Below are 16062 nucleotides of genomic sequence, written 5' to 3'. Positions count from 1 at the left end.
TCTGCTGCGGGTCAGCCAGTCGGCGCCCCACGGCGGCGGCTCGGCGGCGGGCACGTCGCCGGCCGACCAGAGGAGCAGCAGGCCGAGCACGTGCTTGCACGGGGACTTCCGGCTCGGGCAACCGCACCGGTAGGCGGGGCCGCCGAGATCGACGCATGCCTGGTAGGGCGTCGCCCCGCTGCCCTCGCACTCGCCGAACACCACGACGGCGCCACCGGACCCGCCATGGCCGGCGGCCGTCGCGACCCCGAGCAGCGGCCACGCCTCAGGACGCGCCGCGCCCTGGGCGGCCTTGCGGGACGGCGCGTCGGGGGCGAGGGCGAGCACCTGGTCTCGGCTCCACCGTTCGATCACCTAGGCACACTAGCCACTCCGGCCGACAATTCCAGCCTTCACCGACACCCTCGTCGAAGCCTCGGCCGTAGACTCGGCCCGTGGAGTTGACGATCTATCCCGACGGCCCGTCGATCGAGGTCGCGGACGAGGCGGAAGCCCTGGTCAGCGACCTGGAAGGCCAGCTCGTCCTGGACGGCACCCGGTTCCTGCGCCGCGACGTCCACGGGGCGCCGGTCGGGTTCGAGGAGCGCCCGCCGATCGCCCGCGCGCTCGACCTGCTGCCCCACCCCGAGGGCGGCTGGTACCGCCAGACCTGGCGGTCGCCGGTGGAGTTCCGGCCCGGCGGCTATCCGGGCCCGCGCGCCAGCGCCACGGGCATCTACTTCCTGCTCCAGCCGGGCGAGGAGTCGGTGCCGCACCGCGTGCGGTCGGACGAGGTGTGGCTGTGGCACCGCGGCGGGCCGCTGACGCTCACCGTCGGCGACGAGACCGTCGTGCTCGGGCCGCTGGTGGAGGAGGGGCAGGTGCCGCAGGCCGTGGTCCCGGGCGGGGTCTGGCAGGCGGCGCGGCCGGCCGGTGACGAGGCCGTGCTGGTGAGCTGCGTGGTGTCGCCGGGCTTCGACTTCGCCGACTTCTCCACCTGAGCCCGCTTCTCGACCTGAGCCCGACCGGACCCGGTTTCTCCACCTGAGCCCACCTGGGGCCCGGTTTCTCCACCCACCGTTTTGCCGGGACTTGCCTTCCCTCTACCCGCACCGGACTGTAACCACCTCGGGGCGGGGAAGCCATCCGTCATGGGGCGACTGCCCGCGTACCGGCCGATGCTCGCCCAGCTCGGCCCCCTGCCGCCGCCCGCGCAGCGGGAGCTGTGGTCGGCGGAGATGAAATGGGACGGCGTGCGGGGTCTGGCGTACGTCGAGGCGGGGGCGCTGCGCCTGATGTCGCGCAACGGCCGCGACGTCACGCTCGCCTACCCGGAGCTGTACATGATGGCCGGGGCCGTGGGCGGGAAGGACATGGTGCTCGACGGGGAGATCGTCGCGTTCGACGAGAGCGGGCGGCCCAGCTTCGGCGCCCTGGCGACGCGGATGCACCAGCGCCGGCCCATGAGGATCGCCGAGCTGGTCAAGACCGTCCCCGTCACGTACATGATCTTCGACGTGCTGCACGTCGGCGACCGCAGCACCGTGCGCCTGCCCTACGACGAACGGCGCGAGCTCCTGGAGGGGCTGGTGCGGCCGGGGTTCCGCTGGCAGACGCCGGTGGCCTTCCTCGGCGACCCGCGCGCGGCGCTGGAGGCGAGCCACCGGCTCGGCCTGGAGGGGGTGGTGGTGAAGCGCCGCGACTCGCCGTACCGGCCGGGCAGGCGCGGCCCGGAGTGGACGAAGGTGAAGAACTTCTTCACCCTGGAGGTGGTCGTCGGCGGGTGGAAGCCGGGCGCGGGGCGGCGGGCCGGGGGGATCGGGTCGCTGCTGCTCGGCGCGTACGACCCGGACGGGCGGCTGATGTACGTGGGGCACGTCGGCACGGGATTCACCGACGCCATGCTGGAGGCGCTGCGCGAGGAGCTGGCGCCGCTGGAGCGGCCCACCTCGCCGTTCGGGCAGCCGGTGCCGCGCGAGTTCGCCCGCGACGCCCGATGGGTGGAGCCGCGGCTCGTGGGCGAGGTGCGGTACGCGGACGTGACCGGCGACGGGCGGCTGCGCCACCCCTCGTGGCGTGGCCTGCGCCCCGACCGCGCGCCGGAGGAGGTACGGACCGAGGGGCTCAGGCGCGCCGGCACCCAGGCGGGATGAGGCTCTGGGGAGAAGCTCAGCCGGAGGGCGCGGCGGGCGGCCGGTAGGGCAGCGTCTGGCTGTACACGACGTTGGTGGTGGTGCTCCCGAACTGCGCGAGCTCGTCCACGATCCGCTCGAGATGTCCCATGGAGACAGCCGCCACCTTGAGCGTGTAGCAGTCGTCCCCGGTGGTGCGCAGGCATTCGAGGATCTCCTGGCGCTCGCCCAGCAGCCGGTGCAGCGGCTGGTGCCGGTTGCCCGGGTACTTCAGCCGCACCACGGCCAGCACCGCGAAACCCACCTTGCCCAGGTCGATCTCGGCCCGGTAACCGGTGATGACGCCCGACGCCTCCAGCCGCCTGACCCGCTCGGTCGTCGCCGAGGCGCTGAGGCTGACGCGCCGGGCCAGCTCGGTGAGGGGGACGCGGCCGTCCCGCTGGAGCTCGGCGAGGATGGCCCAGTCGGTCGCGTCGACACTCTCGCTCATATCTTGGAACTCCCGGTCATATCCCGAAAATACCGAGAGTTTCACGGCAGCACCCCCCTCACACCACGACCCTTCCCTTCCAGAACGCCCACAGAGCTGGATAGCGTTGGGCGGGTGCGTATTGGAGTTAATGTCCCGAACTTCGGCCCTGGAACCGATCCCGGCACCCTGCGCCGGTGGGCGCGGACCGTCGAGGGTCTCGGCTTCGACCTGCTGATGGTCTCCGACCACGTGGTGGTGACGCCCGACGTGGCCGAGCAGTATCCGGCCCCGTTCTACGAGCCGTTCACCACGCTGTCGTGGCTGGCCGGTGTCACGGACCGCATCGGGCTCGGCACGACCGTGCTGATCGTCCCGTACCGCCATCCGCTTGTGGTGGCGCGGATGGCCGCCAACCTCCAGCAGCTCAGCGGCGGGCGGCTGGTGCTCGGTGTGGGCGTCGGGTGGGCGCGGCAGGAGTTCGAGGCGCTGGGTGTGCCGTTCGAGCGGCGTGGCAGGCTGACCGAGGAGCACCTGCTGGCGATGCGGGCCGCGTGGGAGGACGAGGACGACTACCGTGCGGGCCGGATCCCGCTGTGGGTGGGCGGCAACAGCGACGCCGGCATCCGCCGGGCCGTACGGCTCGGCGACGCCTGGCACCCGCTGCGGCGCACCGTGCCCTGGATGCGGGAGGCGGCGGGCCGGTTGGAGGCCGCCGCCGCCGAGCTGGGACGCCCCGTGCCTGCCATGGTCCCGCGCGTCCGGCTGCGGCTCACCGACGCCCCGATCACCGACCCTGACCGGCTCGCCGGAGAGGGAACGCTCGACCAGGTCCTCGGCGACCTGGAGGAGCTGCGGCTGCTCGGCGTGGAGACCGTGGTCGTCGACCCGTTCGGCGAGGACCCGCGCGAGACGCTGCACCCCGAGGCGGCCTGGCGCGACCTCGCCGCGCTGGCCGCCGCCCGCACTTCCTCTCACCTCGTACGAACGGAGAAGACCTCGTGACCAGCGACGACGAACGTTTCCTGCGCCGGGCCATCGAGCTGGCCGCCGAGGCCCGCGAGGGCGGTGACCCGCCGTTCGGCTCGCTGCTGGTGGGCCCGGACGGCGCCGTGCTGGCCGAGGAGCGCAACACGACCGTCACCGGCGGCGACGTCACCGCCCACCCCGAGCTGAAGCTGGCCCGCTGGGCGGCCCGCGAGCTCAGCCCGGACGAGGCGGCGGCCACCACGATGTACACGAGCTGCCAGCCGTGCGGGATGTGCGCGGGCGCGATCGAGCGCTCGTTCCTCGGCCGCGTGGTGTTCGCGCTGTCCGGCGAGCAGCTCGCCGGCCTCAAGCCGCCGGCCACGGCCGCCGGCCCCCTCCTGGAGGGACCCGCCCTGTACGCGGAGGCGCGGGTCCCGGTGGAGGGGTACTACGTCTGACGCCGGTCAGTCCACGGGGAGGTGGGCCTGGAGCCAGGGGCGGAGCACGGACAGGGCGGCGGCCGGCTGCATGGCGCCGGTGTGGTCGAGGCCGTCCAGCACCCGCACCTCCCAGCCGAGCGACTCCAGCTCGGCCCGCCGGTCCAGGAACGGCCCGGCGATGTTCACGGTGACGCCGCCCCACCTCTGGTCGTACTCGATCACGTCGGCGGAGCCGGCGAAGCAGAGCCGCGGGCAGGTGACCCGCTCCTGGACGGCCCGGTCGTCGAACCCGCGCAGTCCCTCGTACAGCGTGACGAACTGCTTGGTCTGGTCGGGGGTCATCGCCACCTCCACGGTCGACCAGTCCCCCGGCTCGGCCGGCTCCGCGGGGGCGGCGGGCGGTTCGGGCGAGGCCATCGCGTGGGTGGCCATGGTGACGGCGAGCATCTCCGCGTACGGGCCGTCGACCGGGGGGAAGCCGCCCATGACGAGCGCCGACAGCCGGTCGGTGCGGACGGCGAGCTGGAGCCCGCTGAGCGCCAGCCAGGAGTAGCCGTAGTACGCGAACCGCCCGGCCCCGGCGGCGTCGGCCACGGCCAGCAGGTCGGCGGCGACGTTGGCGGGGGTGAGCGTGTCCGCCTTGGGGCAGGCCAGGACGTGGCCCTCGTAGTCGAACGCGACGACGCGGAAGGCGTCGGCGAGCCCGTCGATGAGGGACCGGCCCAGCGCCGGGTCCATGCCCCACTTGCGCATCTCGTCCGCCTTCGGGCCTTCGACGGGCCGGGGGTTGACGGGCAGGAGCACGACGGGACCGTCGCCGCTGATCTCGACGTCGAGCGCGGCCCCGTCGTGCAGCTTGGCCGTGGTGGTCGTCATCCGGCTCTCCTCTGATTCCTTATGCCGTAAAGAGTTATCGCGGACAAGAGAATAGCTTATGACGTAAGGAATCGAGTACGGGGTCAGGGCTTCGCCCGCTCCTTGCCCGCCGTGTGCTCCCGCTGGAACGTCGCGTACAGCCACCACAGCGACGGCACCAGCAGCACCGCCCCGACCGCCAGCGAGCCGAGGCTCGCGGCCAGCACCGTCGTGGTGGCCGCCGCCTCCCGCAGCGTCACGCCGGGCAGCAGCACCGGGTACTGCCCCACCCCCCACCCCCAGAGCAGCCCCACGACGGCGAGCGCTCCGGTGATCCGCACCTCCCGGTAGCGGCGCAGCCACAGCAGCGGCAGCGACGCCACCCCGGCCACCACCGACAGCACGAGGAACGGCAGCGCGCGCCCGGTGGCCAGCTCCGCGAACAGCCCCGGCGCGTCGGCGCTCAGCACCAGCAGCCCCGCCGCGGACAGCACCCCCACGACCACGCCCGTCACCAGCGCCCGGCGCCTGAACTCCTCCGCCAGGTCCGGCTGCCCGGTGCGTTCGGCGTCGCGGGTCAGGTAGCAGGCGGCCAGGTACGCGGCGGTGCCCACGGCCAGCGCGCCCGCCGTCAGCGACGTCGGGTTGGCCCAGCTCGTGACCAGGTCGCCCCGCGCGATGCCCGGCGGCACCCGGCCGGAGGCGACGGCGCCCGCCACCGTGCCCAGGAAGAACGGCGTGACCACGGACGAGAACGCGAACGTGGCCCCGAACAGCCGTTGCTGCCACAGCTGCGTCGACGCCTTGCGGAACGCGAACGCCGCCCCCCTCGCGATGATGCCGAGCGCCGCGAGCGTCAGCGGGATGTACAAGGTGGAGGCGACGGCCGCGAACACCGAGGGGATGCCCGTCCACATCAGCACGATCACGAAGATCAGCCACACGTGGTTGGCCTCCCAGACCGGCCCGATGGAGTGCTCCACGAGCTCTCGCCGCCGGCGCCCCGTCCCGGCCCCGCCGGCCAGCAGGTCCCACACGCCGCCGCCGAAGTCGGCGCCGCCGAACAGCACGTACGCGGTCAGGCCGACCCACAGCACCGCGAGCATGATCTCCGGCAGGCCCATGGTCAGACGACCTTGTAGCCGGTGACGTCGGGCTCCTGCGGCGCCACCGGCACCGGCACGTCACGCGCCAGCCGCCGCAGCACGTACACGGTGGCGACGGTCAGCACCACGTACACCGCCGCGACCAGCGCGAAGCCGTACACCAGGCCGGGCGCCGGGTTCACGGCGTCCGCGGTGCGCAGCACGCGGAACACGATCCACGGCTGGCGCCCCACCTCGGTGACGATCCAGCCGGCCTCCAGCGCCAGCACCGCCGCCACCCCCGACACCGCCGCGGCGCGCGCGAACCAGGCCGTGCGCGGGATGTCGCGCCGCCGCCACCACGACACCCCCAGCCACGCGGCGAGCAGCAGCAGCGCCATCCCCATGCCCACCATGATCTGGAAGCCCCAGTGGACGACGTTGACGGGCGGCCGGTCGCCGGGCGGGATCACGTTCAGGCCCTGGATGGCGGCGTCCGGATCCCAGTGGGCGAGCAGCGACAGCCCGTACGGGATCTCCAGGGCGTACCTGAGCTCACCGTCGACCGCGATGCCGCCCAGGTGCAGCGGCACCCCGCGGCCCGACGCGAAGACGCCCTCCATGGCGGCCAGCTTGACCGGCTGGTAGTCGGCCACGAAGTGCGCCGCCCAGTCGCCCACGCCGATCTGGAACGGCGTGACGATCGCCGCCACGCTCATCGGCAGCAGCAGGCCCAGCCGGTGGTAGCGGTCGCGCCGGCCGCGCAGCATGGCCACCGCGTACACGCTCGCCATGCCGTACCCGGCGACCATGAACGCGGCCAGGATCATGTGGACGGTCTGGGGCGGCGTCGCCGGGTTGAACATCGCCGCCCACGGGTTCACGGCCACCACCTTGCCGCCGCGCACCGCGAACCCGGTGGGCTGCTGCATCCAGGCGTTCGCGGTGACGACGAAGAAGGCGCTGGCCACGCCCGCGAGGACGATCGGCACACCGGACAGCATGTGCCTGACGGGCGGCAGCCGGTCCCAGGCGTACAGGTAGACGCCGAGGAAGATGGCCTCGATGAAGAACGCGATGCCCTCCAGCGAGAACGGCAGCCCTATGACCTCGCCGTACGTGCCCATGAGTCCCGGCCACAGCAGCCCCATCTCGAACGACAGGATGGTACCCGACACGGCGCCGACGGCGAACAGCACGCCCATGGCCCTGGCCCACCGCCGAGCCAGCAGCCGGTAGTGGACGTCCCCCGTGCGGTACCCCCGCCACTCGGCCAGCAGGGTGATCGCCGGCATGCCCACCCCGAAGCAGGCGAGGACGATGTGCCAGCCGAGGGAGAGCGCCATCTGCATCCGCGCGGCCCCCAGGTCGGCCGGGGCCGCGGGGGCCCGCACCGCGCTCGCCACGAACCCGCTCGCGGCATCGGTCACGGCGGCGAGAAGGGGAGCGACCATGTGTCATCTCCTGCCGGGAACGGGGAGCTCAGCACTCCGCTCGGTACTCCGCCGCGAGATTGTTGTGGAAGAGGGTGCCGGAATCGAGCGAGAGCTGGTCGGTGAGCGGCATGGGAGCGGTCGCCCACCCTGCCAGGACGGTGCTGTTCATATGTCTTCCCCCCGCGACTGGCTGACGCCGGTGTGAATGCGTCGAGTGACGGCTGAATATCGGTATCGCCGGCCGCGATGAGCGGCCCGGCACCTTGCGATTTCCGTCAGTCCTTGTACGGCGCATCCGCGGCCGGCCATCAGCCTATTTATCCGACCCCCATGGACGGAAAACCCGCGGGCGGGCAGATCATTTCCTTGTTCGAGTGAGATGGGCGCGAGGTCACGCCAGATAGGGGCGCAGGTTCTCACCGGCCTTGATCACGCGTTCCGTACGGTCATCACAGGCAGTACCGCACGGCCGCACCTCAGACGGCTATCGCGTTGATGGTGACCGGGATGTTGCCGCTGATCGCCTTGGAGTAGGGGCAGATCTGGTGGACGGCGGCGCCGAGTTCGCCGGCCGTCCGCTGGTCCCACGCCTCCGAGTTCCCGATTGAGCACGGCGCTGAGACCGAACTCGCCGTCGTCGCCGTGGTGCAGGGTCACCCCCGCCGTGATGGCCGTGCTCTTCAGCGTGACCCTGCGCCGCGCCGCCGCCCTCCTGACCGCGCCGAGGAAGCAGGAACCCCAGCCCGCGGCGAACAACTGCTCGGGGTTGGTGGCCCCGCCCGCCCCGCCGAGCTGCTTCGGGATGGCGAGCGTGGTGTCGAGGAGGCCGTCGTCGGCTTGGATCCGGCCTCCGTTGCGGCCCTCTCCTGTGACGGTGACGATCCCGGTGTAGCTGACTTCGTCCGGGACGACCTGAGCCTGACCGGCGGAGTCACCGCCCCGTGATGAAGGCGAGCAGGTCGTCGTTGAGCTGGTCACGGTGGCTGACGAACAGGCCGTGGCCGGCCGTCGGGTACTCGTGGTAGACGGCGCCGGGGATCATCTTGGCGGTGCGGCGGCCGGTGGCGTCGATGGGCGCGGAGAAGTCGGCGGCGCCGTGGACGACCAGCGTGGGCACGTTGATCTCGGGCAGGGTGGCCCGGTGGTCGAAGTCGACCACGTTGCGCTGGCTCTGGCGCACCGCCCACGGCGAGACCTCCAGGCACTGGCGCATGGTGAACTCGATCTGTGCCGGGGAGACGTCGTTGCCCAGGTGGGTGGCGAAGAACGCCTGCGCCTGCCGGGCCAGCCACTTGGGCCGGTCGGCGTCGAGCGCGGCGATCGACGCGTCCAGCAGGGCGCCGGGGATTCCCTCGGGGTTGTCGTCGGTCTGCCGCATGAACGGCAGCATGGCCGAGACGAGCGCGATCCGCGCGATCCGGGAGTCGCCGTGCCGGTGCAGGTACCGGGCGATCTCGGCGCCGCCCATCGAGTGGCCCACCAAGGTCACGTCGCGCAGGTCGAGGCGCTCGATCAGCACGGCCAGGTCGTCGGCCGCGGTGTCCATGTCGTAGCCGGTGCCGGGGCGCTCGGAGCGGCCGTGCCCGCGCCGGTCCAGGGCGATGCAACGGTAGCCGCGCTCAACGAAGTACGGGATCTGGTACTCCCACATGTCGGCGCAGAGCATCGCACTGGCGACGAACACGATCGGCTGTCCCTGGCCGTAGTTCTCGTACGCCAGGCGGGTTCCGTCACTCGTCTCGAAGAACATCTCATGACCCCCATGTCGCGGTGTGGGTGGGTTCGCGGTGCTGACGTGAGAAGTCTCGCGGGACGAGGTAGGCGTGCCAATTACGTGCCAGGTAAGCGCCACCGGAAGTACAGGTCGTCGCGTACTTCCTGCTCCGCGCCCCAGCGGTCACGGTGAATCCCGGCCGAGCCGGGGCCGGATCTTCCACTACCGCGCGCCGCGGTCGGCCGGGAGCGGTGAGCCAGGGGGCTGCGCGAGGAGATCGGTCACCAGGTCGAACCCCGCCGCACTCGGGCCGGCAGTGACGCTCGACTGCGGAGTCAGGGTCCGCGACGACGGCGTGGCCACGGAACGGATTCTCCCGCCCACCTTCCCGGACTGGTCGAAGACCTGATGGCGGCTGACCCTCACCCTGAACCGGTCCTGCCGGCCCGGGACCGCCAGGCCGCAGATCGGCGGCACCGGGATCTACGGATCTTGTTCCAGTCGATCAACAACTGTTAGGTTTTCCTGTCGTAAGCGGGACATGTCCGGACCGTCGACCGCAGCGAAACATCCGCACAATCGGAGGGATGCACAGGTGAGGCGAAAGCTCGCGAGGACGGCAGGTGCGGCTCTGATCGGCGCCACCTGCCTGATGGGTCTCGCTCCGAGCGCTCAGGCCGACGCGACCGACAATTACGCGTGCGCCACAGGCCAGTTCTGCCTGTACGAGCACGACGATTTCAAGAGCGGATACATGATTCAGATGCCGATCAGCGGCTCCTGCAGGAACCTGACCGGACATTACAACAACATGGCGAGCTCGATGGTCAACAACTCGAGCAAGATCGTCTGGCTGTTCGACAGGGCCAACTGCGCCGGCACCAGGGGCTACACGGCTGCAGCCGAGAGCGAGGACAAGGACTTCACGAACAACGGCTGGGACAACAAGACGAGTTCCCTTCTGTGATCCTGTCCCCCGGACGGCCCAGTGCCGTCCGCGCGACACCCCACCCACCATGGCACCGAAGCCGGCGGCGTCCGTCCGGCTGACGGCCGCCGTCCTGGGATCCGTCGTCGCCGCCGGCTGTTCTGCGGCGGCGACGCACTCACCGTCCCAGCGGCAGGCCGTCCCGCCGGTCGTGAGCGTCCCGCTCCCGGGCGAGGAGGCACGTGGACTCACCGTGCCTTTCGACGCCTACAACTTCTCCCCGGCCGAGATCATGACCATCGAGGCGGCCGAGGACCTCCTCATCCGCGACTGCATGCGCGATCAGGGCATGGCCTGGGAGGTGCTGCCGCAGGCCCGGCAGGAGGACGTCGAACCTCCGCACCGCCGCCGCTACGGCGTCATCGAGCCGCAGATGGCGCAGCTCTTCGGCTACCACGTCCCCGCCGAGAGGCCCTCGGTGGCCGAGCGAAGGGCGCGATGGGACGTTCGGACGGCGAAGCTGTCGGCTCAGGAACGGCGTGCCGCGTACGGCGATGACACGGCCGGTGACGGAGGCGGATGTGCGCGCCAGGCCCGCAGGACCCGGTTGCAGGGCGCCCCGAAAGTCGACTCGTCGTTGTTCAACAGGCTCATCGAGCAGACCTTCGAGGCCTCGCAGCGCGACGAGAACGTGGTGCGCGCCTTTCAGTCGTGGAGCGCGTGCATGACCGCCGTGGGCGTCCGTTACGCGAACCCGCTGCAGGCCGTCACCGATGAACGGTGGATGCGGGACGACAGGCCTTCTTCCGCCGAAATACGCGTGGCTACGGCCGATGTCCGGTGCAAGGAGAAGACCGACCTGGTCGCCGTTTGGGCAAGAGCGGAGAAACGCCTTCAGGACGACGCCGTTCGCGGCCACGCCGAGCAGTTCCGGGTGCTGAAGGCGAGTAAGGACCAGCAACTCCTGACGGCCCGCCGGCTTCTCACCCGCGAATCGTCGGGTTGACGCGCCTCACCTGGGTACAGGGCCTCGAAGTCCCGGTGGTCGCGGATCAGCGTACGAGCCGGCCATGGACATGCGGCCCCTGTCCCTCATCGACAGCGGCCCCCGCCACACGCCCCCTGGTGGCGATCGGAGCCGACGAGAGTGATGTTCATGGGTTCGTGGTCCTGGTGATGGAGATGTCCAGTTCGTGGGCGTTCCTGCCGGCGGGGCCGGCGTGGTCGATCAGCCGCCGGCGGTCAAGGGTGACGCCGTCACTGCGGCCGGCGACCGCGACCGTGACGATCAGGGCGAACGCGGCCAGCGCAGTCAAGGTGCGCAGGGTGTGGAACAGCTCCCATCGCTGGAAGATCTCGGCGTGGCCGTCCGGGACCGGGCCGGCGGCCCACTTCCGGAAGTAGGCGTGCAGCGGGACGTTGCCGAACACGGTGATCAGCAACGAGGCCAGCGTCAGCGCGCCGGCGCCGAGGGCCAGCCGGCGCGGCCCGCCGCGGCCGGCGATCGCCAGACCGAACGTGGTGAGGATGGCCAGCGCCATCGCGCTCTGCATGACCGGCTCGTTGACCTTCATCATCGTGGTGTGGAAGGTCAGGCGCACGTCCAGCGGAACGGCACCGAACGTGGGGATCACATTGGCGGCGCCGTATCCGAACGCCCCCGCGAGCAGCCCGGTGGCGAGCAACGCCGCGCCATGGATGTACCTCACTGGGGTTCTCATGTCCGGCAATGGTCGTCCATCCGCTGCTCTGGGGCGTCCCCGTGAGGGGGCATTCGCCTCTACCGCACCGGGATCAACGACCGGCCCGCGACTACAACACGGGGAGTAGTTCCGTACAACGGCATCCTTGCGTTTAACCCCTGGCATCGTGCGCAGAGGGCATGTCGGCGGATGCGGGGATGATCACAGGGAGAGGCGTTCGGGTGGGCGATCAGGACAGCAGGCCCAGACTGTGTCAGGTGGTTCTCGACTGCACCGACGCCAGGGCTTTGGCGGAGTTCTACCGGTCTTTGCTGGGCCTGGTCTACCGGCCCGGCGATGAGCCGCCCGAGGCGGGAGGCGATGACGAGCGGGGCCGCGACTGGCTGGTGCTGAGGACCCCGGGCGGGGCTCCGCAGATGGCCTTCCAGCAGGTCGACAAGCTGCCCGAAGCGACATGGCCGCAGGGCCAGGTCCCGCAGCAGATGCACGTGGACCTGACCGTGACATCGGTCGAGGATCTGCGGGCACAACACGAACGCGTCCTGCGCCTCGGCGGCCGGCTGCTGCTCGACCGCATCGACGACGCCGAGGAGCCCCTGCGGGTGTACTCCGACCTGGCCGGGCATCCCTTCTGCGTCTTCGTTTCCAGGCGCAGGGCCTTTGACGATCGCTGAATGCCGGCGGGGGTCGGAGACATCCTGCGGGCTCCATCTCCCGTAGTGGCCCTCCTGGAGGGCTCCCCCGCCCTCCTTGGGTTTTTTGCGGCGGGATGATTGTCTGACCGTAGGAACTATGAGGAGGGCACCGGTGACCCGTCAGATCGTCTCCGTCGTGGGTGGCAAGGACGCCGCCAGCGCGAGCACGTACCAGTCGACCAATCCCGCGCGCATCAGTGAGGTGGTCGCGAGCGTCGGGATGGCCGACGCCGACACGTTCGCCGCAGCCTGCCGTACCGCCAAGGAGGCGCAGCGGGAGTGGGCCAAGGTGCCCGCGCCGGTGCGCGGGCGGGTGATCGCGTCCATCGGGCGGCTGGTCGAGGCCAACGCCGAGAGCCTCGCCCGGCTGGTGACCGAGGAGATCGGCAAGCCTTACGCGGAGGCGCTGGGCGAGGTGCGGGAGATCGTCGACACGTGCGACTTCTTCCTCGGCGAGGGGCGGCGGCTGTACGGGCAGACGGTGCCGTCGGAGATGCCGGACAAGAACCTGTTCACCTTCCGCAACCCGGTGGGCGTGGCGGCGGTGATCACGGCGGGGAACTTCCCGGTCGCCGTGCCGTCCTGGTACCTGGTGCCGGCGCTGCTGTGCGGCAACGCCGTGGTGTGGAAGCCGGCCGAGTACGCCGCCGCGTCCGGGCACGCCCTGTACCGGCTGTTCGCCGCGGCCGGGCTGCCCGACGGGGTGCTCAACGTGGTGTTCGCCGACGGCGCCGAGACGTTCCGGGGCCTGGAGCGGGCGCTGGAGGAGGGCACGGTGCAGAAGGTCGGGTTCACCGGCTCCAGCGAGGTCGGGCGTAAGGTCGGCGAGCTGACCGGCCGCCACCTGCAGTCGGCGTGCCTGGAGCTGGGCGGCAAGAACCCAATGGTGATCATGCCGGACGCCGATCTGGACCTGGCCGTCGAGGGGGCGCTGTTCTCCGGGTTCGGCACGGCCGGCCAGCGCTGCACCAGCCTCGGCACCGTGATCGTGCACGAGAGCGTCCACGACGAGTTCCTGGGGCGCTTCGCCGCGGCCGTGCGCGAGGCGCGGATCGGTGACCCGGGCCAGGAGGTGCTGGCGGGCCCGCTCCTCGACCAGAAGTTCGCCGACCGGTACGAGGAGTACCTGACCTGGATCCAGCCCCACCACCAGGTCGTGTCCGGCGAGACGGGACGCATCACCCCGGACAGCCCGCGCCAGGACTTCACCGGTGAGGGCGGCCTGTTCTACCACCCGGTCGTGGTCGACGGGGTGCGGCCGGACGACCGGCTGTTCCTGGAGGAGACGTTCGGGCCGATCGTCGGCGTGACGACGTTCCGGACCCTGGACGAGGCGATCGAGCTGGCCAACCTGCCCGGGTACGGCCTGTCCAGCTCCATCTACACGACCGACGCCCGCAACGCCTTCCGTTTCCGCGAGGGCGTCTCGGCCGGCATGGTCAGCGTCAACAACTCGACGTCCGGGGCGGAGGCGCACCTGCCGTTCGGCGGCAACGGCAAGTCCGGCAACGGCAGCCGGCAGTCGGGCATGTGGGTGCTGGACCAGTTCACCCGCTGGCAGGCGATGAACTGGGACCACTCGGGCCGCCTGCAGAAGGCCCAGATGGACGTCGCCGACATCACCCCGGACCTGGACTTCCGCCTCCCGTAGCGGAAGCCTCCCGCAGCGGGAATCCCTCGTAGCGGAAATACGGGGCCACTGGTGGAGGATCCTCCCGCCGGAAGCCAAGAAAGCCACTCCGCCGGCCGGCGTTCGCCTGCCGGCGGAGTGGCGTCGTGCCAGGATGGGCCTACCCCGGTCACGGAACGCCGCCGGGAGGCGACGGTACGCAGTCGGGAAACACGGGAACGCGGGCCCCATCGGGGGTGCCCGCGTTCCCTCAGCCGACGCGGCCGTCAGCCGGTGATGCTCAGACGAGGCCGGCCTTCTCCAGCGCCGCGCAGCAGGTGTTCACCAGCAGGCGGGTGACCACGTACGGGTCGACGTTGGCGTTGGGGCGGCGGTCCTCGATGTAGCCCTTCTTGTCCACCTCGACCTGCCACGGGATGCGGACGGAGGCGCCGCGGTTGGACACGCCGTAGCTGTACTTGTTCCACGGGGCGGTCTCGTGGTGGCCGGTCAGGCGCAGCTCGATGTCGGCGCCGTACTGGGTGACGTGCTCCATCGGCTTGTCGCCCTCGCCGAGGGACTCGCACGCGGCGATGATCGCGTCGTAGTTCTCGCGCATCGCCTTGGTGGAGAAGTTGGTGTGCGCGCCGGCGCCGTTCCAGTCGCCGCGGGCGGGCTTGGCGTCGAGGGTGGCCTCCACGCCGAACTCCTCGGCGGTCCGGTAGAGGAGGTAGCGGGCGACCCACAGGTGGTCCGAGACCTCGAGGGGGCCGGCCGGGCCGACCTGGAACTCCCACTGGCCGGGCATGACCTCGGCGTTGATGCCGGAGATCGCCAGGCCGGCGGTCAGGCAGCGGTCGAGGTGCAGCTCGACGATCTCGCGGCCGAACACGGCCTCGGCGCCGACGCCGCAGTAGTAGTGGCCCTGCGGGGCGGGGAAGCCGCCCTCGGGGAAGCCGAGGGGACGGCTGCCCTTGAAGAAGGTGTACTCCTGCTCGATGCCGAACCAGGAGTCCTGGGCGGCGTACTGCTCGGCGATCGGGCGGAGGAGGGCGCGGGTGTTGCTCTTGTGCGCGGAGCCGTCGATCTCCTCGACCTCGCACAGCACGAGCACGTTGTCACCGCCGCGGATCGGGTCCGGGCAGGTGAACACCGGGCGCAGCACCCGGTCGGAGGAGTGCCCCTCGGCCTGGTTGGTGCTGGAGCCGTCGAATCCCCACACGGGCGGCTCGGCGCCGTCGGCAAGGATCTTGGTCTTCGAGCGCAGCAGAGCGGTGGGCTCGGTGCCGTCGATCCAGATGTACTCAGCCTTGTAGCTCACGAACGGTCCTTTCGGGGTTTCTCTCAGCCGCGCCGAGTCTTCCGGACGGCCGTTTCCCGCTTTTTGCCCGAATGTGAACGTCGTGTTAATCAGCACCAGTCCGTACGTTCCGCTGTGAGGGGCGTGCGATCATGTGGGGCCGGAGGTTCCCCCATGCACACGCACCACCACGAAGCGCTCGACGAACTGGACGAGACCGCCCGGCCGCACGCGCCCCGGATCGACCCGGCTGAGCTCACGCCCGAGGAGCGCCGGCTCGGGCAGCACCTGGCCGCCGTCCACGACGGCTACCGGCACGAGATGCGGCAGGTGATGACGGCGGTCGAGCAGGTGGCGGCGGGCACGCTCGACCCCGAGGCGCTGCGTTCGCAGATCAACCGGCTGACCATGCGGCAGAACCTCTGGACGCTGGGCGCGTTCTGCGCCTCGTTCTGCCGGCTGGTGACGATCCACCACAGCATCGAGGACGAGAGCCTGTTCCCCGCGATCGCGGAGCGGGACTCCGCGCTGGCGCCGGTGGTGGCCAAGCTCACGCAGGAGCACGAGGTCATCGCGGGGCTGCTGACGGCGCTCGACGAGGCGTGCGTGCGGCTGGTGGCCGGGTCGTCCGAGGTGGAGGAGATCAGGGTCCGGGCCGCACGGCTGGCCGAGGTCCTGTCGTCGCACTTCGCGTACGAGGAGGAGGAGCTGGCCGGGCCGATCGGCCGGCTGCAGATCCAGATCTGAC

General features: G+C 71.1%; 19 protein-coding genes. 9 read left to right on the top strand and 10 right to left on the bottom strand.

The features are described 5' to 3' along the window. The coding region (locus AB0H81_RS04525; RefSeq protein ID WP_358369133.1) for an SWIM zinc finger family protein at nt 1–354 on the bottom strand (354 nt) is incomplete at its 3' end. An 80-nt stretch (nt 355–434) separates the two neighbouring features. Here AB0H81_RS04525 and AB0H81_RS04520 point away from each other — a divergent pair. After that, entirely contained in the window at nt 435–980 is a 546-nt protein-coding gene (locus AB0H81_RS04520; RefSeq protein WP_358369130.1) for a cupin domain-containing protein, read from the top strand. Between the two features lie 150 nt (nt 981–1130). Further along, on the top strand, nt 1131–2132 hold the full coding sequence (gene ligD, locus AB0H81_RS04515) for a non-homologous end-joining DNA ligase (protein ID WP_358369127.1): 1002 nt from the start codon (nt 1131–1133) through the stop codon (nt 2130–2132). 16 nt (nt 2133–2148) lie between these two features. Here ligD and AB0H81_RS04510 read toward each other — a convergent pair whose 3' ends face one another. Next, entirely contained in the window at nt 2149–2601 is a 453-nt protein-coding gene (locus AB0H81_RS04510) for an Lrp/AsnC family transcriptional regulator (RefSeq protein WP_358369124.1), read from the bottom strand. A gap of 114 nt (nt 2602–2715) precedes the next feature. Here AB0H81_RS04510 and AB0H81_RS04505 point away from each other — a divergent pair, with 114 nt between their 5' ends. Both AB0H81_RS04505 and AB0H81_RS04500 read left to right on the top strand, forming a co-directional pair. Beyond that, nucleotides 2716–3585, top strand: a complete 870-nt coding sequence (locus AB0H81_RS04505) for an LLM class flavin-dependent oxidoreductase (protein ID WP_358369122.1) — start codon at nt 2716–2718, stop codon at nt 3583–3585. Then, nucleotides 3582–4007 carry a nucleoside deaminase gene (locus AB0H81_RS04500; RefSeq protein WP_358369119.1) on the top strand — a complete coding sequence of 142 codons (426 nt, stop codon included), beginning with the start codon at nt 3582–3584 and terminating at the stop codon, nt 4005–4007. Before AB0H81_RS04505 ends, AB0H81_RS04500 begins: the two co-directional genes overlap by 4 nt. A gap of 6 nt (nt 4008–4013) precedes the next feature. Here the strand turns inward: AB0H81_RS04500 and AB0H81_RS04495 are convergent, their stop codons facing one another. From AB0H81_RS04495 to AB0H81_RS04470, 6 genes are all read right to left on the bottom strand, one after another. Beyond that, nucleotides 4014–4865, bottom strand: a complete 852-nt coding sequence (locus AB0H81_RS04495) for an alpha/beta hydrolase (RefSeq protein WP_358369116.1) — start codon at nt 4863–4865, stop codon at nt 4014–4016. Between the two features lie 83 nt (nt 4866–4948). Further along, nucleotides 4949–5968, bottom strand: coding sequence for a cytochrome d ubiquinol oxidase subunit II (locus tag AB0H81_RS04490; RefSeq protein ID WP_358369113.1), 1020 nt, complete (start codon nt 5966–5968; stop codon nt 4949–4951). 2 nt (nt 5969–5970) lie between these two features. Further along, a complete protein-coding gene (locus tag AB0H81_RS04485; protein ID WP_358369110.1) occupies nt 5971–7383 on the bottom strand; it encodes a cytochrome ubiquinol oxidase subunit I in 1413 nt (470 codons plus the stop codon). Between the two features lie 28 nt (nt 7384–7411). Beyond that, a complete protein-coding gene (locus AB0H81_RS04480) occupies nt 7412–7534 on the bottom strand; it encodes a hypothetical protein (protein ID WP_358369107.1) in 123 nt (40 codons plus the stop codon). Between the two features lie 260 nt (nt 7535–7794). Further along, nucleotides 7795–8343: an OsmC family protein gene (locus AB0H81_RS04475; protein ID WP_358369104.1), complete on the bottom strand. Its 549-nt coding sequence runs from the start codon at nt 8341–8343 to the stop codon at nt 7795–7797. Further along, nucleotides 8297–9115, bottom strand: a complete 819-nt coding sequence (locus AB0H81_RS04470) for an alpha/beta hydrolase (protein WP_358369102.1) — start codon at nt 9113–9115, stop codon at nt 8297–8299. Before AB0H81_RS04470 ends, AB0H81_RS04475 begins: the two co-directional genes overlap by 47 nt. Before the next feature lie 559 nt (nt 9116–9674). On the opposite strand from AB0H81_RS04470, the gene AB0H81_RS04465 reads away from it, so the two are divergent. Together AB0H81_RS04465 and AB0H81_RS04460 are read left to right on the top strand one after the other, a co-directional pair. Continuing rightward, complete coding sequence (locus AB0H81_RS04465; protein WP_358369100.1) at nt 9675–10046, top strand: peptidase inhibitor family I36 protein; 372 nt, start codon at nt 9675–9677, stop codon at nt 10044–10046. Between the two features lie 49 nt (nt 10047–10095). After that, a complete protein-coding gene (locus tag AB0H81_RS04460) occupies nt 10096–11013 on the top strand; it encodes a hypothetical protein (RefSeq protein WP_358369098.1) in 918 nt (305 codons plus the stop codon). Nucleotides 11014–11161: 148 nt separating this feature from the next. Here the strand turns inward: AB0H81_RS04460 and AB0H81_RS04455 are convergent, their stop codons facing one another. Continuing rightward, nucleotides 11162–11728, bottom strand: a complete 567-nt coding sequence (locus AB0H81_RS04455; protein WP_358369097.1) for a DUF1772 domain-containing protein — start codon at nt 11726–11728, stop codon at nt 11162–11164. A 203-nt stretch (nt 11729–11931) separates the two neighbouring features. Between AB0H81_RS04455 and AB0H81_RS04450 the strand changes: the two genes are divergently transcribed. Beyond that, entirely contained in the window at nt 11932–12384 is a 453-nt protein-coding gene (locus AB0H81_RS04450) for a VOC family protein (RefSeq protein ID WP_358369094.1), read from the top strand. A 133-nt stretch (nt 12385–12517) separates the two neighbouring features. Then, nucleotides 12518–14056: an aldehyde dehydrogenase family protein gene (locus tag AB0H81_RS04445; protein WP_358369091.1), complete on the top strand. Its 1539-nt coding sequence runs from the start codon at nt 12518–12520 to the stop codon at nt 14054–14056. A 259-nt stretch (nt 14057–14315) separates the two neighbouring features. On the opposite strand, the gene glnII is transcribed toward AB0H81_RS04445, so the two are convergent. Further along, nucleotides 14316–15335 carry a glutamine synthetase gene (glnII, locus tag AB0H81_RS04440; RefSeq protein WP_358369088.1) on the bottom strand — a complete coding sequence of 340 codons (1020 nt, stop codon included), beginning with the start codon at nt 15333–15335 and terminating at the stop codon, nt 14316–14318. A 153-nt stretch (nt 15336–15488) separates the two neighbouring features. Here glnII and AB0H81_RS04435 point away from each other — a divergent pair, with 153 nt between their 5' ends. After that, nucleotides 15489–16061 carry a hemerythrin domain-containing protein gene (locus tag AB0H81_RS04435; RefSeq protein ID WP_358369086.1) on the top strand — a complete coding sequence of 191 codons (573 nt, stop codon included), beginning with the start codon at nt 15489–15491 and terminating at the stop codon, nt 16059–16061. Nucleotide 16062 lies beyond the last annotated feature (1 nt).

Source organism: Nonomuraea sp. NPDC050691, from assembly GCF_040654455.1.
GTDB lineage: Bacteria > Actinomycetota > Actinomycetes > Streptosporangiales > Streptosporangiaceae > Nonomuraea.
The sequence above is the reverse complement of the archived record's forward strand: the minus strand, read 5'-3'. Positions and strand labels throughout refer to the sequence as shown.

Coding starts and splice junctions, on each gene's coding strand:
- ligD (WP_358369127.1), top strand. CDS start 1,131: ATGGGGCGACTGCCCGCGTACCGGCCGATGCTCGCCCAGCTCGGCCCC.
- AB0H81_RS04510 (WP_358369124.1), bottom strand. CDS start 2,601: ATGAGCGAGAGTGTCGACGCGACCGACTGGGCCATCCTCGCCGAGCTC.
- AB0H81_RS04495 (WP_358369116.1), bottom strand. CDS start 4,865: ATGACGACCACCACGGCCAAGCTGCACGACGGGGCCGCGCTCGACGTC.
- AB0H81_RS04490 (WP_358369113.1), bottom strand. CDS start 5,968: ATGGGCCTGCCGGAGATCATGCTCGCGGTGCTGTGGGTCGGCCTGACC.
- AB0H81_RS04485 (WP_358369110.1), bottom strand. CDS start 7,383: ATGGTCGCTCCCCTTCTCGCCGCCGTGACCGATGCCGCGAGCGGGTTC.
- AB0H81_RS04480 (WP_358369107.1), bottom strand. CDS start 7,534: ATGAACAGCACCGTCCTGGCAGGGTGGGCGACCGCTCCCATGCCGCTC.
- AB0H81_RS04470 (WP_358369102.1), bottom strand. CDS start 9,115: ATGTTCTTCGAGACGAGTGACGGAACCCGCCTGGCGTACGAGAACTAC.
- AB0H81_RS04460 (WP_358369098.1), top strand. CDS start 10,096: ATGGCACCGAAGCCGGCGGCGTCCGTCCGGCTGACGGCCGCCGTCCTG.
- AB0H81_RS04455 (WP_358369097.1), bottom strand. CDS start 11,728: ATGAGAACCCCAGTGAGGTACATCCATGGCGCGGCGTTGCTCGCCACC.
- AB0H81_RS04435 (WP_358369086.1), top strand. CDS start 15,489: ATGCACACGCACCACCACGAAGCGCTCGACGAACTGGACGAGACCGCC.